General features: G+C 62.6%; 4 protein-coding genes and 1 pseudogene. All 5 read left to right on the forward strand.

What is annotated here, in order from left to right; all coding sequences use genetic code 11:
* Window positions 1-253 precede the first annotated feature (253 nt).
* The 5 genes and pseudogenes from WBB95_RS15205 (at window position 254) to WBB95_RS15225 (ending at window position 5,718) form a co-directional block, all read left to right on the forward strand.
* A complete protein-coding gene (locus tag WBB95_RS15205) occupies window positions 254-772 on the forward strand; it encodes an RNA polymerase sigma factor (protein WP_424488336.1) in 519 nt (172 codons plus the stop codon).
* Window positions 769-1,736: pseudogene (locus WBB95_RS15210) on the forward strand (FecR domain-containing protein). The gene WBB95_RS15205 and the pseudogene WBB95_RS15210 overlap by 4 nt, the downstream one beginning before the upstream one ends.
* Window positions 1,737-1,943: 207 nt before the next feature.
* Window positions 1,944-4,373: a TonB-dependent siderophore receptor gene (locus WBB95_RS15215; protein ID WP_424488337.1), complete on the forward strand. Its 2,430-nt coding sequence runs from the start codon at window positions 1,944-1,946 to the stop codon at window positions 4,371-4,373.
* 62 nt (window positions 4,374-4,435) lie between these two features.
* Window positions 4,436-5,539 carry a PepSY-associated TM helix domain-containing protein gene (locus WBB95_RS15220; protein WP_424488338.1) on the forward strand — a complete coding sequence of 368 codons (1,104 nt, stop codon included), beginning with the start codon at window positions 4,436-4,438 and terminating at the stop codon, window positions 5,537-5,539.
* On the forward strand, window positions 5,536-5,718 hold the full coding sequence (locus tag WBB95_RS15225; protein WP_424488339.1) for a hypothetical protein: 183 nt from the start codon (window positions 5,536-5,538) through the stop codon (window positions 5,716-5,718). Before WBB95_RS15220 ends, WBB95_RS15225 begins: the two co-directional genes overlap by 4 nt.
* Window positions 5,719-5,896: the final 178 nt, after the last annotated feature.

The following is a 5,896-nucleotide window of genomic DNA, read 5'->3' on the forward strand; positions in this document are numbered from 1 at the left end:
GTGAGCGGGCTTGCCCCGCGCTGGGCTGCGAAGCGGCCCCAAATCAATCGCTGAGCGGTACCTGGTACACAGCATTCTTCTGGAAAGGGGCTGCTGCGCAGCCCAGCGCGGGGCAAGCCCGCTCACCACAGGAGTTGCGCTCACCACAACAAGCCCGACCGCCCGACAGACGCCAATTGCGCCCGCCCTGCGCCTCTGACACAATCGCGAATAATTCTCGTTAGTTTAAACCTTTTGTTTATTCGGTGATGCCTTGTCGTCGGTCCAGACCCCACACAGTGAGCTTGTTGGCGCGTTGTATCGCGACCATCGTGGCTGGCTGCTGGCCTGGCTGCGCCGCAACGTGGCATGCCCGAGCCGCGCCGAAGACCTGAGCCAAGACACCTTCATGCGCCTGCTGGGCCGTGAAGAACTGCGCGAACCCCGCGAGCCTCGGGCGTTTCTGGTGGCGATCGCCAAAGGTTTGCTGTTCGACTACTTTCGTCGCGCCGCCCTGGAACAGGCCTACCTCACCGAACTGATGCTGATCCCGGAAAGCGAACACCCCTCGCCGGAAGAACAGCAACTGATCCTCGAAGACCTCAAGGCCATCGACCGCCTGCTCGGCAAGCTGTCGAGCAAAGCCCGCGCCGCCTTCCTCTATAACCGTCTCGACGGCCTGGGCCACGCAGAAATCGCCCAGCGCCTCGGCGTGTCGGTGCCCCGCGTGCGGCAATACCTGGCCCAGGGCATTCGCCAGTGCTACATCGCCCTGTACGGCGAGCCGCTGTGACCGTAATCAGCACCAAACCAGTGTCGGCCCGCGTGCTGGATGCTGCGATTGCCTGGCAACTGTCCCTCGACTCCGGCGACGGCAGCGCGGTGGAGCGCGAAGAGTTCGACAAATGGCTGGCCAGCCATGAGGAGCACGCCCGCGCCTGGCGCCAACTGGGCATGCTCGACCAGCGTTTCAGCGTGGCCTCGGGCCCGGCACGCGCGGCGTTGTTGCAGTCGCGCAAAAGCATTCGCCAGCGCGTGCGCAAACTGGGCAGCGGCCTGGCCAGTGTCGCGCTGGTGATTGGCCTGGCGTTGTTCGCCGGTGAGCGTTACGTACCGATTCACTATTGGCTGGCCGATCAACGCACCGCCACCGGCGAGCAGCGCACGCTGAAACTGGCGGACGGCACCCTGATCAACCTCAATACCCACAGCGCCATCGACGTGCGCTTTGATGAAAAACGCCGGCTGATCGTGTTGCAGGAAGGCGAAATTCTTGTCGAAACCGGCCACAACGACGCGCGGCCGTTCTACGTACAAACCCGCGACGGCAGCCTGCGGGCGCTGGGCACGCGGTTTATCGTCAAGCGCGAAGACGACGCCACGCGCCTGAGCGTGTTGCAGTCGGCCGTGGCCGCACAGCCTGAAGCGCTGCACCAGGAACAGATCTTCAAGGAAGGCCAGCAAGTGCTGATGCGCAGCGACGGCCTCGGCCCGCTGCTGGCCGTCACGCCGGCGACCGACGCCTGGACGCGCGGCATGCTGGTGGTCGACAACGCGCGCCTGGGCGATGTGATCAACGAGCTGAGCCGTTACCGCAGCGGCCACTTGGGTGTGGATAAAAGCGTGGCCGACCTGCGCATCACCGGCAGCTTCCCCTTGCACGACACCACCCTGCGCTTAACGCGCTGCTGCCGACCTTGCCGGTGCAGATCGAGCAGCACACGCCGTGGTGGGTGACGGTGAGTGCCAAGCCTTAGAGCGTGCGGTGCCTGGGCTATTGCTATCGCAGGCAAGCCAGCTCCCACCATTTCGAATGGTAAACACCGGTCAAATGTGGGAGCTGGCTTGCCCGCGATGAGGCCCTCAAGACCACCCCAGGAAATATTTTCACCCTGCCCTATCACTTTTTGATTCTCGCTCGGCTCATAGGCAATTGCGAATTACTTCCATTCAGGAGCCGCCCTATGTCCCGCACGCTAGACACCTTGTTGCGCCCCAGCCTGTTAGCCCTGGCCATCGCCCTCAGCGCACCGCTGGCCAGCACCTCGCTGATCGCCGCCGAACAGGCCTCCAGCGTGCGCGCCTACAACCTGCCGGCCGCGCCGTTAGCCAGCACCCTGAACCAGATCGCCAGCCAGGCCGGCCTCGCGCTGACGCTCAACCCGTCGCTGGCCGCAGGCAAGACCTCCGCGCCAGTCAAAGGCCAGTTCGATGCACAAGGCGCGCTGCGTGAAGCGTTGCGTGGGACGGGCTTGCAGTTGGAGCAGAGCAGCGCGGGGACGTTCACGCTGGTGGCGATTCCGGAAGGGGTTGTGGCGTTGCCGGAGACCAGCATCATTGCTCAAGGCAACACGGAAAGCGCGTGGGGGCCGGTGACAGGTTACCTGGCAACCCGCACTGCCGCCGGCACCAAGACCGACACCGCGCTGGTCGAAGCGCCGCGTTCGATCTCCGTGGCCACTCGCGAGCAGATGCAGGACCGCAATGTCCAGAACCTCGATGACGCGGTGAAATACATGCCCGGCATTGTGTCCGCCAGCTACGGCAGCGACACCCGCTACGACTGGATGCGCGTGCGCGGTTTCGAACCCACGCAATTCCTCGACGGCCTGCCGTTGCCGCGCGGCGTGTATGCCAACCCGAAAGCGGAAACCTGGAACCTCGACCGTCTCGCCCTGTTGCGTGGCCCGGCTTCCTCGGTCTACGGCCAAACCCCGCCGGGCGGCTTGCTGGACATGGTCAGCCGCCGTCCCAGCGCAGAGTCGAGCAATGCCATCCAGGTGCAATACGGCAGTGACAACTACCGCCAGATCAACTTTGCCAGCACCGGCAAGATTGATGACGAAGGCCAGTTTCTCTATGGCCTCAGCGGCGTGGTACGCGATGCCGGCACCCAGGTTGATCACATCGACAACAAGCGCTACAACATCGCGCCGAGCCTGACCTGGAACATCGACACCGACACCAAGCTGACCTTGCTGTCGCAATTCACCCGTGACGATACCGGCACCACCAGCCAGTTCCTGCCCATCCAGGGCACCAAGATCAAGTCACCCCTGGGCGATGTCTCCCACCACAAGAACCTCGGCGACCCGGACTACGAGTTCTACGACCGCACTTACTACGCGCTGGGTTATGCGTTCGAACACCGTTTCAACGACACCTGGCAGTTCAAGCAGAACCTGCGCTACACCAAGTCGGAGCTGGCCTTCCAGCAACTGACCGTCGGTTCCTATGCCTTCTCGCCGGCTGACGCTGCCGGCAATATCAGCCGCTCATCGACCAATGTGGACGAAAGCATCGGCCAGTTCGCGGTGGACAACAACTTTCAGGCAGATTTCAGCACCGGCGATGTCACCCACACGCTGTTGCTTGGCCTCGACCACCAGCGCACCGACACGTCCTATCTGTCGATTTTCGGGGGGGCCGGCACCATCAATATCTTCAACCCGGTCAACACCCAGCCGGTCGTGCGGCCCGCGCGCTCGACTGCTTTCTACGATTACAACCAGAAAACCGTCCAGACCGGTCTCTACGCCCAGGACCAGATGGCTTTGGACAAATGGCGTCTGACATTGGGCGGGCGTGAAGACTGGGTGCACCAAGGCACCACCTACTTCAACAAAAACGACGCGACCAACACCGACCGCAGCAAGAACTTCAGCGGCAACGCAGCGCTGAGCTACGTGTTCGACTCGGGCTTTGTGCCGTACATCTCCTACGCCGAATCATTCCAGCCGGCGAGCAACGCCGACGTAGACCCTCTCAAGTCGTTTAAACCCACCGAAGGCAAACAGTGGGAATTGGGTATCAAGTACCAACCGCCCGGCTCCAACACATTGTTGAGTGCAGCGGTCTATGACCTGACTCAGAAAAACGTACAAGTCACCAGTTTCCAGGCCGGTGGCGTGTCGGTGACCGACCAGACCGGCGAAGTGAAGGTCAAGGGCCTGGAGCTCGAAGCGGTGTCTGATGTGACGGATAACCTCAAGGTCATCGCCGCGTACACCTTGGCCAAGTCAGAAGTGCAAAAAGGCCAATACAAAGGCAACCGCCTTCAATTGATGCCGGAACAGCAAGCTTCCGTGTGGACCGACTACACCTGGCACGCCGGTGTACTCGACGGTTTCGGCATTGGCGCCGGCGCCCGTTACACCGGCAATACCTACGGCGATCAGGCCAATACCTGGCTGGGCAAGGCCAACGCTTACACCGTGTTCGATGCCGCCGTGCACTACGACCTCGGCCGCCTGGACAACAGCCTCAAAGGTGCGTCGGTAAAACTCAACGCCACCAACCTGTTCAACAAGGACTACCTTTCCACCTGTGACGGCAACTACTGCTACTTCGGCGACCAACGCAGCGTCGTCGCCAGCGCCACCTATCAGTGGTAATCAGCTGAGTTAACAACCAGGCCGTCCTCCGGGGCGGCTTTGGTGTGTCTGAAGGTTCGAACATGAAAAGCAAAACCATCCGCCGCTGGTCCTTCATCCACACCTGGACCAGCCTGATCTGCACGGTATTCCTGCTGCTGCTCGCCCTGACCGGCCTGCCGCTGGTGTTTCACCACGAGATCGATCACCTGCTAGGCAATGAGCCCGAACTCGCGCAAATGCCCGCCGATACGCCGCAACTGAACCTTGAGCAACTGGTGGCCAAAGCCCAGGCCCATCGCCCGGGGGAGGCCATGCAATACCTGGCCTGGGACGAGGACGACAAGAACGGCGTGATTGCGATCATGGCCGCCACCGCCGGCACGGAGCCCAACTCGTCCCACACCTTCATGCTCGACGCGCGCACCGGCGAAGCCGTGGAAACCCCGGCGGCCAATGGCGGGCTGACGCTGTTCCTGTTGCGCCTGCATGTGGACATGTTCGCCGGGCTGCCGGGCAAGCTGCTGCTGGCGTTCATGGGCATTTTGTTCGTGGTGGCGATTGTCTCGGGCACGGTGCTGTACCTGCCGTTCATGCGCCGGTTGAAGTTCGCCACCGTGCGCAAGGACAAGTCCACACGCCTGCGCTGGCTCGACCTGCATAACCTGATCGGCGTGGTCACGCTGACGTGGGCGCTGGTGGTGGGCGTGACGGGGGTGATCAGCGCCTGCGCCGACCTGATTATCGCCGCGTGGCGCCAGGACAGCCTCAGCGCAATGATCGAACCCTACAAAAACGCGCCGCCGCTGACCCAGCGTGCGCCGGCGACGGAGCTATTGAGCATCGCCGCCAAGGCTGCGCCCGGCATGCAGCCGGACTTCATCGCCTTCCCCGGCACACGCTTTTCCAGCGAGCACCATTACGCGGTGTTCATGAAGGGCAGCACGCACCTGACCTCGCACTTGCTCACGCCGGTATTGATCGACGCCAGCACCCTGGCCGTCACCGCCATCGCCGAACGGCCGTGGTACATGGACGCCATGGGCATGTCCCAGCCCCTGCATTTTGGCGACTACGGCGGCATGCCGATGAAGATCCTGTGGGCGGTGCTGGATGTGCTGACCATCATCGTGCTCGGCAGCGGGGTTTACCTGTGGATCGTGCGGCGCCGGGCGGCCAAGCCATGAAGCCGCGCCAGTCGAGTTTCTGGAAGGTGTTTGGCCTTCCGCTGGGGATTGGCCTGCTCAGTGCGGCCGGGCTGTTTGCGGCGTTGCTGGGGGATGGGGCGTGGGACTCGTTGAGCTGGGTGGGATTGGGCGTGCCGGCAGCTATCAGCGTATGGGGGCTGATAAAGCGGCGCGGTTGAGGGCGCTATCGCAGGCAAGCCAGCTCCCACCTTGAGCGGGTTCACAACTCAAAAGGTGGGCGCTGGATTGCCTGCGATGAGCATAAGTATCTACACAACTTTCAAGGCTGAAAAATCTCCCTGTAGTGAGCGGGCTTGCCCCGCGCTGGGCTGCGAAGCGGCCCCAACAAAGACTCCG

Origin of the sequence: Pseudomonas sp. (assembly GCF_049645325.1) — a bacterium.
Taxonomy (GTDB): Bacteria; Pseudomonadota; Gammaproteobacteria; order Pseudomonadales; family Pseudomonadaceae; genus Aquipseudomonas.

Bases quoted from the DNA above. Each gene is read 5' to 3' on its own strand.
- WBB95_RS15215 (WP_424488337.1), top strand. From the start codon at position 1,944: ATGTCCCGCACGCTAGACACCTTGTTGCGCCCCAGCCTGTTAGCCCTG.
- WBB95_RS15220 (WP_424488338.1), top strand. From the start codon at position 4,436: ATGAAAAGCAAAACCATCCGCCGCTGGTCCTTCATCCACACCTGGACC.
- WBB95_RS15225 (WP_424488339.1), top strand. From the start codon at position 5,536: ATGAAGCCGCGCCAGTCGAGTTTCTGGAAGGTGTTTGGCCTTCCGCTG.